This is a genomic window from Bradyrhizobium sp. Ash2021 (genome assembly GCF_031202265.1).
GTDB lineage: Bacteria > Pseudomonadota > Alphaproteobacteria > Rhizobiales > Xanthobacteraceae > Bradyrhizobium.
Genome location: NZ_CP100604.1, coordinates 34826 through 49710, shown reverse-complemented (window position 1 = coordinate 49710; position 14885 = coordinate 34826). Strand labels below are relative to the sequence as shown.

The 14885-nt window shown below is 64.5% G+C and carries 14 protein-coding genes; 1 reads left to right on the top strand and 13 read right to left on the bottom strand.

Annotated elements, in window-relative coordinates; genetic code table 11:
* Window positions 1-193: 193 nt before the first annotated feature.
* The 13 genes from lnt to murJ form a co-directional block, all read right to left on the bottom strand.
* On the bottom strand, window positions 194-1804 hold the full coding sequence (gene lnt, locus NL528_RS00205; RefSeq protein ID WP_309180773.1) for an apolipoprotein N-acyltransferase: 1611 nt from the start codon (window positions 1802-1804) through the stop codon (window positions 194-196).
* Window positions 1801-2916 carry a hemolysin family protein gene (locus NL528_RS00200; RefSeq protein WP_309180772.1) on the bottom strand — a complete coding sequence of 372 codons (1116 nt, stop codon included), beginning with the start codon at window positions 2914-2916 and terminating at the stop codon, window positions 1801-1803. The genes lnt and NL528_RS00200 overlap by 4 nt, the downstream gene beginning before the upstream one ends.
* A 1-nt stretch (window position 2917) precedes the next feature.
* On the bottom strand, window positions 2918-3424 hold the full coding sequence (gene ybeY, locus NL528_RS00195) for an rRNA maturation RNase YbeY (RefSeq protein ID WP_375143966.1): 507 nt from the start codon (window positions 3422-3424) through the stop codon (window positions 2918-2920).
* A gap of 98 nt (window positions 3425-3522) precedes the next feature.
* Window positions 3523-4578, bottom strand: a complete 1056-nt coding sequence (locus NL528_RS00190) for a PhoH family protein (RefSeq protein WP_309180771.1) — start codon at window positions 4576-4578, stop codon at window positions 3523-3525.
* Window positions 4579-4582: 4 nt separating this feature from the next.
* Window positions 4583-5983 carry a tRNA (N6-isopentenyl adenosine(37)-C2)-methylthiotransferase MiaB gene (miaB, locus tag NL528_RS00185; protein ID WP_309180770.1) on the bottom strand — a complete coding sequence of 467 codons (1401 nt, stop codon included), beginning with the start codon at window positions 5981-5983 and terminating at the stop codon, window positions 4583-4585.
* A 172-nt stretch (window positions 5984-6155) separates the two neighbouring features.
* Complete coding sequence (locus tag NL528_RS00180; RefSeq protein ID WP_309180769.1) at window positions 6156-6830, bottom strand: HAD family hydrolase; 675 nt, start codon at window positions 6828-6830, stop codon at window positions 6156-6158.
* Window positions 6831-6843: 13 nt separating this feature from the next.
* The gene (locus NL528_RS00175; RefSeq protein ID WP_074272257.1) at window positions 6844-7293 is read right to left on the bottom strand and encodes a Fur family transcriptional regulator; all 450 of its coding nucleotides are present in this window, start codon (window positions 7291-7293) and stop codon (window positions 6844-6846) included.
* A gap of 81 nt (window positions 7294-7374) precedes the next feature.
* Window positions 7375-7875, bottom strand: a complete 501-nt coding sequence (gene rimI / locus NL528_RS00170) for a ribosomal protein S18-alanine N-acetyltransferase (protein WP_309180768.1) — start codon at window positions 7873-7875, stop codon at window positions 7375-7377.
* The gene (gene tsaB / locus NL528_RS00165) at window positions 7872-8570 is read right to left on the bottom strand and encodes a tRNA (adenosine(37)-N6)-threonylcarbamoyltransferase complex dimerization subunit type 1 TsaB (RefSeq protein ID WP_309180767.1); all 699 of its coding nucleotides are present in this window, start codon (window positions 8568-8570) and stop codon (window positions 7872-7874) included. Before tsaB ends, rimI begins: the two co-directional genes overlap by 4 nt.
* Before the next feature lie 263 nt (window positions 8571-8833).
* A complete protein-coding gene (locus NL528_RS00160; RefSeq protein ID WP_309180766.1) occupies window positions 8834-9403 on the bottom strand; it encodes a NifU family protein in 570 nt (189 codons plus the stop codon).
* 149 nt (window positions 9404-9552) lie between these two features.
* On the bottom strand, window positions 9553-10047 hold the full coding sequence (locus tag NL528_RS00155; RefSeq protein WP_074277890.1) for a universal stress protein: 495 nt from the start codon (window positions 10045-10047) through the stop codon (window positions 9553-9555).
* 164 nt (window positions 10048-10211) lie between these two features.
* Entirely contained in the window at window positions 10212-11264 is a 1053-nt protein-coding gene (gene trpS, locus NL528_RS00150; RefSeq protein WP_309180765.1) for a tryptophan--tRNA ligase, read from the bottom strand.
* 83 nt (window positions 11265-11347) lie between these two features.
* Window positions 11348-12892 carry a murein biosynthesis integral membrane protein MurJ gene (murJ, locus tag NL528_RS00145; protein ID WP_309180764.1) on the bottom strand — a complete coding sequence of 515 codons (1545 nt, stop codon included), beginning with the start codon at window positions 12890-12892 and terminating at the stop codon, window positions 11348-11350.
* A gap of 148 nt (window positions 12893-13040) precedes the next feature.
* On the opposite strand from murJ, the gene NL528_RS00140 reads away from it, so the two are divergent.
* The gene (locus NL528_RS00140) at window positions 13041-14042 is read left to right on the top strand and encodes an adenosine kinase (RefSeq protein WP_309180763.1); all 1002 of its coding nucleotides are present in this window, start codon (window positions 13041-13043) and stop codon (window positions 14040-14042) included.
* Window positions 14043-14885: the final 843 nt, after the last annotated feature.

The following is a 14885-nucleotide window of genomic DNA, read 5'->3' as shown; positions in this document are numbered from 1 at the left end:
GAAGTATGCCTCAGGCGCCAGTATCGTCAAATCCTGCTCGGAGGATCGGGAAGCATGCGGATGAGCAATGAACTGACTGGGGTTCTGTTCTTGATTGGAACCCTAGAATGCGAAGTACACGGACAGTCTGTCAACCCGTGGATTAGCGCATGCGGGAATTTCCACATCGGCAACATTCGGCAAAGTGACGGTGTCAGGAATTTCGCCGCGAAATTCTGCGCCGGATGACAAGCAACAAAGCGGCAACCATAATTGTGGCAGCCGGAATATCGCCGGTGCGCGCATAAACCGTCGGCGGAATTGCGGCAGGCAGGCCGGCATCCAGCACCCCTTCGATGCCAAGATCGAGCCGTGCGACAATTCGTCCCTCCGGATCGATGACCGCGGAAATGCCGGTGTTGGCTGCACGAACAACGGGCAACCCTTCTTCGATCGCGCGCAGGCGTGCCTGCTGCAGATGCTGATAGGGCCCCGTTGAAATTCCGAACCAGCCGTCATTGGTCAGGTTGACGATCCAGCCGGGTTGATCGTCGCGCGCCGAAATATTGCCGGGAAAAATCGCTTCGTAACAGATCAACGGCAGCACGCGGGGCGCGTCCGGTATTTCCATCGAGCGGCGGCGCGTGCCTGGAATGAACCCGCCCTGAACTTTCGTGAGCTGCACGAAGCCGAGTTTTTCCATCAAGTCCTGAAACGGCAAGTACTCGCCGAACGGCACCAGATGCAGCTTGTCGTAAACCGACAATACGCTGCCATCATGGTCGATGACATAAATCGAGTTGTAGGCGCGCGTGATGCGGACGCCGGGCGGCACGTCAGGCGCGCGCACCGAGCCGGTGATCAGCACGGTGCCCTTGGGCAGCAAATCGGCGATCTGCGCCATCGCATCGGCTTCGCGCGTCAGGAAGAACGGGAAGGCCGATTCCGGCCAGATCAGGATGTGCGCATCGCGCACGCCGGTGGATTGCGGCCCGGACGCGCGGTCGGACAGCGTCAGGTATTTTTGCATCACGTCCGCCTTGGCGGCGTAGTTGAAACGGACGTCCTGCTGCAGATTGGGCTGCATGATGCGCAGCTTGACCTTCGTCATCGCCGTCGGCAGCAGCGTCAGGCGGACGGCGCCGAAGATCCCCATGACGACGAGCAGCAGCAGCGCCGTCACCGGCGCGATCCAGGGCTTTCGTCCGCGCGAACTGCCGTCGATCAAAACGGCCGGGCTGGCGAAGATCGCAACGGTCAGGAACGTCATGCCCCACAGCCCGATCAGCGAGGCGGTCTGGGCCAGCGCCAGCGGCTCCGTCAGCGCGTAGCCGAATGCATTCCACGGAAATCCGGTCAGCACGTGGCCACGCAGCCACTCAGCTGCCGTCAGGCTGATCGCGAGCGCGAGCAGACGCGACGCGTCGCGGGTCCAGAGCAGGCGCGCCAACGCGAAGCCGAACGCGGTGAATAGAGCGAGATAGGCCGGCAGGCCCAGCACCGCGAACGGCATCAGCCAGGCGAAGGTCGGTGCATCGACCAGGAAGGCGTAGCCGATCCAGTAAAGCCCCGGCACGAAATAGCCGAGCCCGAACCAGAAGCCCGTCATCGCCGCCGCCGGGACGCCGCGCCATCGCCCGGCCGCGGCGCCGTCGATCAGCCAGACCGCGACCGGAAAGGTCAGGAACAATACCGGCCATGCATTGAACGGCGCCATCGCCAGCGCCGACAATGCGCCGGCGACCAGCGCGATGGCGGCGCGCTTCCATCCCCAGGCCAGGATGATCGCGAGACCGGCGGTGCGGAGTTTGTTGGATGACTTCACTGCGAACCGGCTCCATCGCCGGACGGCGGCGCGTTGTCATTGGCCTGCGGCGTGCTGCCGTCGGGGGAAGCTTCGCGGCGACGGCTTTCGCGCTGCGTGCGCGCCGCGGGACGTTCCTTGCGGATGGCGATGCGCAGGCGCTTGACGCGTCTCGGATCGGCATCGAGCACTTCGATCTCGAACTGGCCCGGGCCCGAAATGACCTCGCCGCGCACCGGCAGGCGGCCGACCTGCGACACCAGATAGCCGCCAAGGGTGGCGACCTCATCGCTGGCTTCACCGGTGATGAAATCCTCGCCGATCACCGAACGGGCGTCGTCGAGGCTGGCGCGGGCGTCCGCGATGAAGGAATTGTCGGCCTGCCGCACGATCGCCGGCGGCTCGTCGCTGTCATGCTCGTCGTCGATCTCGCCGACGATCTGCTCGACGATGTCCTCGATCGAGACCAGCCCGTCGGTGCCGCCATATTCGTCGACCACCAGCGCCAGATGGATGCGCGAGGCCTGCATCTGCGCCAGCAAATCGATCGCCCGCATCGACGGCGGCACGAAGAGCAGCTTGCGGATGATGTTGGCCTCAGCGAGCGGCAGCGCCAGATCGACGGCGCGCAGATCGAGCCCGGCCGGGAACGGCTTCTTGCGCCTGGTCTTGCCGGGTTCGCCGACGCGCGCCCGCGCGGTCATGAACACCAGCAAGTCGCGGATGTGAACGATGCCTTCGGGATCGTCGAGGGTTTCGTTGTAGACGACGAGCCGCGAATGCGCCGCGCTCTCGAACAGGCTCATCAGCTCGCCGAGCGGAATGTCGCGCTTGACCGCAACGATGTCGGCCCGATGCACCATCACGTCGGCGATCCGCCGTTCGTGCAGGCCGAGGATATTGCGCAGCATGGTGCGCTCGATCGCCGAAAAGCCCACCTCGTCGGGCTGCGAGGCGTCGAGCACGACCTGAAGATCGTCGCGGACCGATCCCGGCTTCCAGCCGAACAGCGTGCGGATCGCCCGCGTCAGCCAGTTTTCGGCGGTCGGGCGCAGCACCTCGCCTTCCGGCACCACGGCGGGCAGATTGCGCGTGTTGCGCGGGTTGTCATGGATCGGATCGGAGTCTGGCATTTCAGTCCATCCGCTCCCGGTCCGCATAGGGATCGGGAATGCCGAGCTGCGCGAGAATCTCCTGTTCGAGACTTTCCATGGCTTCGGCGTCGTCGTCCTTTTCGTGATCGTAGCCGATCAAATGCAGGAATCCGTGCACAGCGAGGTGGCTCAAATGATGATCGAACGGCTTTTGTTCGTCATCGGCCTCCTTGCGCGTCGTCTCAAAGGCGATGGCGATATCGCCGAGCATGCGCGGCGCATCGTCGGGCGCGCCCGCACCGGTCGGCTGCAGTGCCGGAAACGACAGCACGTTGGTCGGCTTGTCGATGCCGCGCCAATTGCTGTTGAGGGTACGGATGCCGGAATCATCGGTCAGCATGACCGCGAGCTCGGCGTCACCGACGCCGGCATCGGCGATCTCGGCCGCAGCGCTGATGGCGCGATGTATCACCGCTTCGGCGTCGGGCTCGGTCTGCCAGCAGTCGGCGACGACGAGGACTTCGGTGAGGGGGAGAACGGAAGACACGATCGTTCCAGCGGTTTGCGTTCCAGAGTTTGGCGTTCCAGCATTTGGGTTGCGGCCGGAACCTGCGCGCCGCAGGTCCGCGGCCGAATATTTTGCTATCAAGATCTGCCGGTTGCCGGCTTTTGCGGCAATCCTTCGTAAGCGGCAACGATCCGCGCCACCAGTTCATGGCGGATCACGTCCTCGGCGGTGAATTTCACCTGCGCGATGCCCTCAACGCCGTCGAGCAGTTTTGCGGCTTCCGCCAACCCGGAGGTCTGGCCGTGCGGCAGGTCGACCTGGGAGGGATCGCCGGTGATGATCATGCGGCTGTTCTCGCCGAGCCGGGTCAGGAACATCTTCATCTGCATCGAGGTGGTGTTCTGCGCCTCGTCCAGGATGATGACGGCATTGGTCAGCGTGCGGCCGCGCATGAAAGCCAGCGGTGCGATCTCGATCTCGCCGGTCTGCAGCGCCCGCTCCACGATCCGCGAATCCATCAGGTCGTAGAGCGCGTCGTAGATCGGGCGCAGATAGGGATCGACCTTCTCGCGCAAATCGCCGGGCAGGAAGCCGAGCCGTTCGCCGGCTTCGACCGCCGGCCGCGACAGGATGATGCGATCGACTTCCTTGCGCTCGAACAATTGCGCGGCGTGCGCCACCGCGAGCCAGGTCTTGCCGGTGCCGGCGGGACCGACACCGAATACCATCTCGTGGCGCTTCAGCGCGCGGATGTAGGAATCCTGCGCCGCGGTGCGCGCGCGCACCGGGCGCTTGCGCAGATTGATGGTCTCGAACGAGGTTTTGGCGGTCTTGGCGTCGAATTCGAACAGCGACCCCTGTGCGATCACGGCGCGGATTGCGCCTTCGACGTCGCCCTGCGCCAGTTCGTGGCCCTGGGTGGCCTGGGCATAGAGCGCTTCCAGCACGCGCCGCGCGGCGTCGCAGCCATCGCGCGATCCGGCGATCGAGATGTGGTTGCCGCGCGAATCGACGACGACGCCGAGCCGCCGCTCGATCAGCGCCAGATTCTGCCCGTAAGGTCCGACCAGCGCGGACGCGGCACGGTTGTCGTCGAAGTCGATGACGACCTGTGTTTCCGGTGGAATTTGCATGTCGCGGTCAAATTTGCGGCTGGGAGCGAGTGAAGGTGAATCCGATGCGCTTTTGGGCAAGGGTTCAGGCTCCCGTGGTCATTTGAGAAAATGGTGATGGTTGAGGCCGCGCGACAGGCAAGGCGAGTTCGCCGAGCAGGCTATAGCGTTCGAGGCTTTCGATGGTAACCGGCAGCACCTGTCCGATGATATCAGGCGATGCCATCACATGCGCGGGCTGCAGCCAAGCGGTGCGGCCGACAATCTGGCCGGGGTTGCGGGCCGCGCGTTCGAACAGCACATCGACGGTTTTGCCAATCATGGCCTTGTTGAAGGCCGATTGCTGGCTGTCGATCAAATCCTGTAGCCGCACCAATCGCTCGTCCATCTCTGCCGCTGACACCGTCTCCCGCATGTCCGCCGCCGGCGTGCCCGGCCGGGGCGAATATTTGAACGAATAAGCGCCAGCGTATCCGATTTGCATGACAAGCGCGAGGGTGGCTGAGAATTCTTCCTCGGTTTCGCCGGGGAAGCCGACGATAAAATCCGATGAAAAAGCAATATCTTGCCGCGCGGCACGAAATCGGTCGATGACTTCGTGGTAATCGCGTGCGGTATGCCTGCGGTTCATGGCCGCAAGGACCCGGTCGGAACCGGATTGCACGGGCAGATGGACGAACGGCATCAGCGCCGGCAGGTCGCGATGGGCCTCGATCAGGGAATCATCGACGTCGCGGGGATGGCTGGTCGAGTAGCGCAGCCGCGCGATGCCGGGAATTTCGGCCAGCCGCTGCAGCAGCCGGCCGAGCGGCCACACCCGGCCGTCCGGACCTTCGCCGTGATAGGCGTTGACGTTCTGTCCGATCAGGGTGATCTCGCGCACGCCATTGTCGGCGAGCCGCATCACGTCGTCGATGATCTTTCCGACCGGGCGCGACACTTCCGCGCCGCGCGTATAGGGCACCACGCAGAAGGTGCAGAACTTGTCGCAGCCTTCCTGCACGGTGACGAAGGAAGAGATGCCGCGCGCGCGGATCGCCGCCGGCTTCGGCGGGGCCAGAAATTCGAACTTGTCCTCGACCGGAAATTCCGTCTCCAGCGCGCGGCCGTGGGCTTGTGCGCGCGCCAATAGCTGCGGCAGATGGTGGTAGCTTTGCGGACCGACCACGACGTCGACGGTCGGCGCGCGGCGGATGATCTCTTCGCCCTCGGCCTGCGCGACGCAGCCGGCGACCGCGATCTTCATCTCGCGGCCCTGGCGGGCGGCGTCATCCTTCATGACGCGCAGCCGCCCAAGCTCGGAATAGACCTTTTCGGAGGCTTTTTCGCGGATGTGGCAGGTATTGAGGATCACCAGATCCGCATCGTCGACGCTGGCGGTCTCGACAAAGCCTTCGCCTGCCAGGGTGTCCACCATGCGTTGCGCATCGTAGACGTTCATCTGGCAGCCATAGGACTTGATGTGCAGCTTGCGCGGCGGCTTCATGGAACCTGAATGCGGGGCTGGAATGGCGCCAATGCGGCACTGGGGGTCAAATATAGCCTAAAGGGCGGAAAATCCAGCCACATAGCACGTCATTCCGGGGCGGTGCGCCGGCATCGAACCCGGAATCTCGCGATTCCGGGTTCGTGCTTCGCACGCCCCGGAATGACTAATTCTAATTTTCCCCGATTCGCCCGATCAGCCCCGGCAATTGCCGCATGTCGTCAAACGTCACCGCAGCACCGGCGGCGCGAAGCGTGTCAGCGGTGTCCGGACGGCAGTGGCTGCCGCCGTGATAGCCGAGCGCGGCCATCCCGGCCGCCAGCGCTGCGGTGACGCCGGCCACGCTGTCCTCGATCACGAGGCAGCGCGCGGGCATTGCCTGCATCCGTTCGGCGGCGAACAGAAACAGATCCGGCGCCGGCTTGCCGTGGCGTACCTGCACGGCGGAGAAAATGTGCGGCGCGAACCGGTCGTACAATCCGACCCGATTGAGACTGGCGCTGATCTTTTCCGGCGGGCCGCTCGACGCGACGCATTTGGGCAGCGCAATCGCGGCCAGCGCCGCGCCGATATGGGGGGTGGCTTCCAGCGATTCCGCAAACAACCGGAAAATTTCGCCATAGACCTGGGTGTGGAAATCGTCCGGCAGGCTGCGGCCGAGTTCCGCTTCGACCTCGCGCGTCGCCTGCCGCGTCGAGCGGCCGAGGAAACGATCGCACACCTGTTCCGGCGTGATCGGATAGCCGTGACGCGTCAGGGTTTCCGCATGCGCGCGGCAGGAAATGACTTCGCTGTCGACCAGCACGCCATCGCAATCGAAGATGATGAGGTCGAAACTGGCGTTCAAGTCTTGCACGCCATCAGGATTTGTCGTCGTCCAGCGGCACGCAATACAATTCCAGCCGGTGGTCGACCAGCTTGTAGCCGAGCTTGCGGGCGATCTCGGCCTGCAGTTTCTCGATCTCTTCGGAGGTGAATTCGATCACCTTGCCGTCGCGCAGATTGATCAAATGATCGTGGTGGCTCTCGGGCATCTGCTCGTAGCGCGCGCGGCCTTCGCGAAAATCGTGCCGCTCGATGATCCCGGCGTCCTCGAACAGCTTGACGGTCCGGTACACGGTCGAAATCGAGATCTTGTCGTCGACCGCGACGCAGCGCCGGTAGAGCTCCTCGACGTCGGGGTGGTCGACCGAATCCGCCAGCACGCGGGCGATGACGCGGCGCTGCTCGGTCATGCGCATGCCGGTGGCGGCGCAGCGCGCCTCGATACCGGTATTCTTGAGCGCGGACGAAGATTTCAGTGCGGTCATGTATTTAGCCTTGGAGGCAGCCGTTAACCTTGGGGGCAGCCTTGGAGGGCGATGCAGGGCTGTTTTGCCACCGGGCGCATATTACGACAAGTCGCGCCGCATCAGAAGCGCATTCAATTGCTCTCCGCCGGGCTGCTGGTAATAGCGCTCGCGGCGGCCAACGACGCCAAATCCGGCCCGTTCATACAGCCGTCGCGCCGGCCGGTTATTTTCCTCGACCTCCAGAAATATCTTGCGCACGCCGCGGCCGGCGAGATGGCCGAGATGCGTCAGCAACAGCTGGCGCGACAGGCCACGGCCGCGCTGGCCCGGATCGATCGCGATCGACAATATTTCGGCCTCATCGGCGGCCAGCCGCGATACCGCAAAGCCGATCACCTTGCGTCCGAGCCGGAGGCGATGCACCAGCGTATTGCGCTCGGTCAGCATCGCCTCGAATTCGCCCTCGCCCCAGCCGCGGTGAAACGATGCGCCGTGCAACTGCGCCAGGCGCGCCGCATCGCGCAGGCTTGCGGGCTCGACCGCAGCGCTGCCGCCGCCCCACCAATCGGCAAGCCGGGAATCTGCAAACCATGCCATCATGGTGCAACGAACTGCGAGGGATTGGCCAGCGGGTCCTTCGGCGGCTTGGCGTCGGGGGCGCGCAGATAAAACGGCCGCGCCGGCGCCATATCCGGACTGACCGCGGCGCCCAGCCACGCCACCCAGCCGATATCGGGCGCGGCCTGCGGATCGATCCGCAGCGGCGGCGGCGCATCCGCCGGCCAGCGGTCGGCGAGGATGTTGGCGGCGTTGCCGACCAGATGCGGCGCGCCGAATTTCGCTGCCGCCAGCGCCTCGGCAATCGGCGCCACAAGCGGCCGGATCAGCGAACTGCCGTCGCCGCTGACGACCTGGAAATAGACGTGGTCATGCCGCGCATCGATCGCGGAGATGATCGGATGCTCGCCATTGTCGGCCACGATCGGCGCGGCGTAAGCGGCCAGCGTGGTCAGCCCCACTACCGGCTTGCCGGCGGCGAGCGCGATGCCGCGTGCCGCCGAGAGGCCGACGCGCAATCCGGTAAAGCTGCCGGGCCCGGTGGTGACGGCGATGCGATCGAGCGCCGCGAAGCCGATGGTGGAGGCCTTCATCACGCGCGCGATCAGCGGCATCAGGGCTTCGGCATGGCCGCGCTTCATCGGCTGCGATTCCTGCGCGACGATCTTGCTCGCATCGGTGTCGAGCACCGCCGCGGCGCAGGCGTCCAGCGCCGTATCGATAGCCAGGATCAGCATGGGACGACGATATCATTGTCCACGGTGAAATACCCGTGTGTTCCCGTCGTCATGGCCGGGCTTGACCCGGCCATCCACGCCTTTGTTGCAGCCAAAAGGGGGATGCCCGGGAAGAATCACTTCGTAGGGGTCGGCAAAGCCACCGGGCCGCGCGAACTCGCGCCCGATGACAGGCTCCGCGTGCCCACCGTTCGCCATAACGATTTCGTCGATAGACGGTGGGCACGGCGCGAAGCGCGCCTTTGCCCACCCTTACGCGAAAATCACATCGGCCGGACTTCGACCACGTCGGGCACGAAATGCCTGAGCAAATTCTGGATGCCGTGCTGCAGCGTCGCCGTCGATGACGGGCAGCCCGCGCACGAACCCTTCATGTTGAGATAGACGACCCCGTCCTTGAAGCCGCGGAAGGTGATGTCGCCGCCGTCATTGGCGACGGCAGGACGCACCCGCGTCTCGATCAGGTCCTTGATGGTCGCGACCGTTTCCGCATCGGCTTCGCTGAAGAACTCGTCTTGCTCGTCGAGCGCCTCGTCATTGCCGGCACTGCCGTCGGCGAGCAGCGGCGCACCGGACATATAATGTTCCATGATGGCGCCGAGGATCGCGGGCTTCAGATGCTGCCAGTCGCCGTCCGCCTTGGTCACGGTGACGAAATCGGCGCCGTAAAACACCCCGGTGATGCCGGGTACGTCGAACAGCCTTGTCGCCAGCGGCGAGCGCGCCGCGGCTTCGCGGCTGGCGAATTCCATCGTGCCGGTGTCGAGCACCATGCGGCCCGGAATGAATTTGAGGGTGGCGGGATTAGGGGTGGCTTCGGTCTGGATAAACATCTGATATCTCCGGCGTCGCCGGTTCAAGGCCGGCGCGTGAGGTTCCCTTAACAGATGGCGACGGGGAACGCACGGATCAAGGGCGCAGACCAGCGGTTCCAAAGCTGCATTAAAGCCTGCATTAAAGGCCGCGTCGATCACCTGGCTGCTTACGAAAGCCCGTCGATATCGGCGTCGCTGAGGTCGCCCGGCACGATCACGACCGGGATCGGGAACGAGCCGGCGGCCTGGGCCATGATGGTAATCAGCGGGCCGGGGCCTTCGGGGCCGGGATTGGCCGCCAGCACCAGCATCGCGATATCGACGTCCTTGTCGATGACGTCGAGGATCTGTTCGGTCGGTTCGCCCTCGCGGATCGCCCGCTCCGGCGTGATCGCGGCAATGCCGTTGGCGCGGCCGGAGGCGCGATCGAGCGCCTCATTGGCGGCGTCTTCCGCCTCGGCACGCATGATGTCGGCGACGCCCAGCCATTGCTGGTTCTGGTCCTCGATTTCGATGATGCGCAGCATCACCACGCCGCCGCCGACCCGAACCGCCCAGCGGCTGGCGTAATAGACCGCTCGGTCCCATTCCGCGGTGTCGTCAACGATGACCAGACATTTTGGCTTGTGACCCGTCTGGTAGCTTCGTCGCTGGGTGGTCATGCATGTCCCGGTGCTGCGCCAAGCAAGCCGCATGCTGCCACGGCGCGGCCGCCTTCGACAAGCGGCGTCGCTGTGCAGCAATATTGCGGCAACGGAATCTTGCCCTCCCCTGTCCTCCAGGGGAGGGTGATCAGCCCAGCTGCGGAAGTCTTTTCAGCACGCACTTAGCGCGGGCGGATGAAGCCGACGATATCCTTGGCCGCCCGCATGGTTTCGTCCGCAAGCGCCCGGGCGCGGTTGGCGCCGTCGATCAGGATGCTGTCGACATGGCCGGGATCGGCGACCAGCCGCTTCATCTCGGAGGCGATCGGCGAGAGCTTTGCGACGCACAGTTCCACCAGCGCATTCTTGAAGCTGGAAAACTGCCCGCCGCCGAACTCGGCGAGCACCGCGGCCTTGCTCACGTCCGCCAGCGCGGCATAGATCCCGACCAGATTGTCGGCTTCGGGGCGCGGTTCGAGGCCCTTTTCTTCCGACGGCAGCGGCTCCGGATCGGTCTTTGCCTTGCGGATTTTTTGCGCAATCGTGTCGGCATCGTCGGTGAGATTGATCCGCGAATTATCCGACGAATCCGATTTCGACATTTTCTTGGTGCCGTCGCGCAGGCTCATCACCCGCGTCGCAGGGCCCGTGATCAAGGGCTCCGGTTGCGGAAAGAACAGTCCCTCATTGAAGCCGTGGCTGCGGATCGAATCGCCAAAATCGTTGTTGAATTTTTGCGCGATGTCGCGCGACAGTTCGAGGTGCTGCTTCTGGTCCTCGCCGACCGGCACGTGGGTGGCGCGATAGAGCAGAATGTCGGCCGCCATCAGCACCGGATAGTCGTAGAGACCCACCGACGCATTTTCGCGATCCTTGCCAGCCTTCTCCTTGAATTGCGTCATCCGGCTGAGCCAGCCGACGCGGGCGACGCAGTTGAAGATCCAGGCAAGCTCGGCGTGTCCCGAAACCTGGCTCTGGTTGAACACGATGTGCTTCTTCGGGTCGATGCCCGAGGCGATGAAGGCCGCGGTCACCTCGCGGGTGTTGCGCGCAAGCTCCGCCGGGCCGCCCCACACATCGACGCCCTGCGTGATCGCGTGCATGTCGACGACGCAATAGAGACAATTATGCGTCTCCTGCAGTTTGACGAAATTGACGATCGCGCCGAGGTAATTGCCGAGATGCAGATTGCCCGTCGGCTGGACGCCCGAAAAAACCCGTTCAACGAATGCCATTGTCAGCTTCCCGCCGATATCCCCTGGATTAGCGCCGTCGTTTGCCACTTAAGCTCCAGCCGTGCAAGCCTTGACCCTACAAGTCACGCGGCGTGGTTTTGCCGGATCGCGCCGACCGCCTCGCGCCAGCCGGTGACGCCGAAAAGCCCTAGAAACAGGCCGTACATCGCGATCCCGCCGGCAATCACCACCAGCAGGATCAGCGCCTGCACGAGGCCGTGCGCGCTCGCGCCCGCGGGCAGCGCGAAGGCCGTCGCCAGCCAGAGCAAGCCGCCCATCGCCAGCGCCGCAACCACAATGCGCGGCAGCCGCCGCCGCGCCGCGGCGTCGATCGAAAACCCGAAGGTCTCCGCCCCCCTGCGGACCAAGGTGAACGCGTTGCTCCATGCGCCGAGCGCGATCGCGGCGGCGATGCCGGGCGCGCCGAACCAATGGCCGAGCAGGAAGCCCAAGGCGATCGCGAGCACAATGGCTTTCAGCGTCGCCGTCAGCGGCGTCATCGTGTCTTCGCGCGCGAAGAATGCCGGCGACAGCGCCTTGACCAGCACATGCGCGGGCAGGCCGAGTGTCGTCCACATCAGCGCCTGCGCGGTCGCCGCCGTATCGCTTGACGTGAAGGCGCCGTGCTCGAACAGCATCCGCACGATCGGAGTGCTCAGCGCGATCAGGCCGAGCGTTGCCGGCAACGCCAGCCCGACGGCGAGTTCGAGGCCGCGCGATTCCGCATGCGCGGTTGCGGCCGGATCGTCGCCGCGCAACGCGCGCGTCATCTCGGGAATGAGCACGGTGCCCATGGCGACGCCGACGATGCCGAGCGGCAGCTCGATCAGGCGGTTGGCGAAATAGAGCCACGATACCGCCGATGGCGATGACGAGGCGATGATCGCGCCTGCGACAACAAGCCATTGCGGCGCGCTGCTGGCGATCATCCCGGGGATCGCCTGGCCAAGAAAGCGGCGCATTTCGCCGTCGAACGAAATCCGCAAGGGCGTGGCGATGCCGCCGCCGCGCAACACCAGCATGGATAATTGCAAGAGGCCGGCGATGCCGATGGTGGCGGCCAGGATCAGCGCGGCATCGACGGCGTCCTGCCGCCATCCGAGCAGCACGGCCATGACTGCGATCAGCGCGATGTTGAACAGCAGCGGCGAGAACGCCGTCAGCGCAAAGCGGCCCTGCGCGTTCAGCAACGCCATCATGACCGTCACCGGACCGGCGAAGGCGAGATAGGGCAGCATCAGGCGGGCGTCGTTGACGGCGAGCTGCAGGGTTTCGCGCCCGGCAAAGCCCGGCGCCAGCGCGGTGATGACCAGCGGCATCAACAAGCCGATCAGCACGGATGCGGCGATCAGTGCCGCGCTGACGGTGCCGAGCACGCGGCCGGCGAAGGCCGCCGCGGCGACCGCGCCATCGGCGTCGCGCACCCGCAGCCATGCCGGCACCAGCGCCGCGTTCAGCGCGCCTTCAGTCAGCAGCCTTCGCACGACATTGACCAGTTGAAACGCGACCAGAAATGCGTCCGCGACGGGACCGGCGCCGAGCAGTGCCGCGATGATGGAATCGCGCACGAATCCGAGCAGCCGCGAGGCCAGTGTTCCCGTCGATACCGTGAGAAAGGATCGGATCATTTGGGCTTCTATAGAGCATGATCCGGAAATGTGGGCACCGGTTTTCCGTTCAGATCATGCTCAAACAAACAGAGCCTACGCTTGCTGGCGCTAGGCGGGTCGTGATAGGCCGCAGCCTTATCAAAATTGCCGTAAACAGGACGGATAAATGGCTGACACAAAATACGACGTTCTCGGGATCGGCAACGCGATTTTCGACGTGCTGGCGCAGACCGACGAGGGTTTTCTCGGCCGCCACGGCATGACCAAGGGCGGCATGGCGCTGATCGACGAGGCGCGCGCCACCGCGATCTACGCCGACATGGGCCCGGCGACCGAAATGTCCGGCGGCTCGGCGGCCAACACCATCGTCGGCATCGCCAATCTCGGCGCGCGCGCGGCCTATGTCGGCAAGGTCAGGGATGACCAGATCGGCCGGCTCTACAGCCACGATATCCGCGCCGCCGGCGTCGCGTTCGAAACCCCGGCCGCCGCCGGCGGTCCCGCTACCGGCTGTTCCTACATTCTGGTGACGCCGGACGGCGAGCGCACCATGAACACCTATCTCGGCGCGGCGCAGGACCTGACGCCTTCAGATATCGACGCCGCCCAGATCGCGGCAGCGAGCGTGATCTATCTCGAAGGCTATCTGTGGGACCCCAAAAGCGCCAAGGAAGCCTTCGTCAAGGCGGCGACCATCGCGCATGGCGCCGACCGCCAGGTCGCGCTGACCTTGTCGGATTCGTTCTGCGTCGATCGCTATCGCGACGAATTCCTCGACCTGATGCGCAAGGGCACTGTCGACCTCGTGTTCGCCAACGAGGCCGAATTGCATTCGCTGTACCAGACCTCGGATTTCGACACCGCGCTGAAGCAATTGCAGAGCGATACCAAACTCGGGGTCGTCACCCGCAGCGAAAAGGGCTGCGTGGTGGCATCGAAGGACGGCGTGGTCGCGGTGCCGGCCTTCCCGATTCAAAAGCTGGTCGACACCACAGGCGCCGGCGACCTGTTCGCCGCCGGATTTTTGTTCGGCCTGGTGCGCAACGCCGGTTACGAGAATGCCGGGCGATTGGGCGCGCTGGCGGCGGCCGAAGTGATCCAGCACATCGGGGCACGGCCGCAAGTGTCGCTGAAGGAATTGGCGCAGCAGAACGGGTTGCCGGTGTAGGGCGGCCTGGCGATCGGGCACTACCTATCAACCCGTCATGCCCGGGCATAGCCGTCCGAAGGGACGGCGTCGCGTCCGCTCGCCTATGTCCCGGGCATCCACGTCTTTGTTGCTTGGATGGGGTCAAGACGTGGATGGCCGGGACAAGCCCGGCCATGACGAACATTGAGAGCATCACGTCGCTCGCCTGCCCGACGGGCAAATCGCTCGGTCGCGTGATTCCGTTGTCGAGTCATTTTTTTACATCGAAGCGAAATATTTCTATTCATCCCGACGGGCAAATCAAAACTATAACTGCCGCCGTCCCGGCCCGAAGAGGGGCGTATCATGATCGTCACGAACGTTGGGCAGGGATGCGGTGGACGCGGCAGCGTCGGGCGCGATCGTCGTCGCAGGGCGGGTCCTTTGGACTCGTGAGCGAAGAGACGTCGCATCAGACGAACGGCGCTGAGGCGTACGGCGAAATCGTGTGGTTCTGGCACCCGTTGCTGGTGCTAAGTCAGCGGAGGTTTTGTCGGCCCAACCGGGTCCGGCAAAGCCATTAATCCGCCGATGACGGTGGCAAAAGGAATTCGTCGCCGGGGAGAGCGCGCTATAAGCCGTAAAACCATTGCGCAGGGAATGTCGGATTGCCTCCGCTGAACCTGTATGCTCGTGTGCGTTTCTTCGCACAGCTTTTGCACACGAGACCGCGGGTGCAGCGCGCATCCGGCATTCCCCGCGCCCTCTTTTCTTATGGCGCGAAACCAAGGGCATCACCCGGGCGAATCGCGCCGCGGGATCGCGAAGGTGTGTCGGCAGTTACAGCCGTCATTGCGAGGAGCGAAGCGACGACGCAATCCA